The sequence below is a fragment of the Novacetimonas hansenii JCM 7643 genome, assembly GCF_000964405.1.
GTDB classification, from domain to species: Bacteria; Pseudomonadota; Alphaproteobacteria; order Acetobacterales; family Acetobacteraceae; genus Novacetimonas; species Novacetimonas hansenii.
Genome location: NZ_BANE01000175.1, coordinates 1 through 255, shown reverse-complemented (window position 1 = coordinate 255; position 255 = coordinate 1). Strand labels below are relative to the sequence as shown.

At 62.0% G+C, this 255-nt stretch carries 2 protein-coding genes; both read left to right on the top strand.

The genetic code is table 11. The features are described from left to right. Entirely contained in the window at positions 1-153 is a 153-nt protein-coding gene (locus tag B7G66_RS12155) for a S26 family signal peptidase (RefSeq protein ID WP_200146827.1), read from the top strand. A 1-nt stretch (position 154) separates the two neighbouring features. Beyond that, positions 155-255: DUF736 family protein (locus B7G66_RS17445; protein WP_148424794.1), on the top strand; the 101-nt coding region annotated here is incomplete at its 3' end.

Here is a 255-nt window from a genome sequence, read left to right as displayed (position 1 = left end):
ATGAACACGCACGAACCTCGCAGTCTCGACGGGCGGTATTTCGGTCCTCTGCCGGTCAGCAGCGTGATCGGACGCGCGACACCGCTCTGGGTTGGTGCAGGCCCTGCGTCTGCCGCCAGCCCGTCTCCTTCTCATACCTCAGAGGATTACTGACATGGCGCAGATTGGACTCTTCACGCGCACGGCTGATGGCTTTTCCGGACGTCTGCGCACACTCGTACTGGATGCCGAACTGACGCTGGTGCGTGTCGAGAC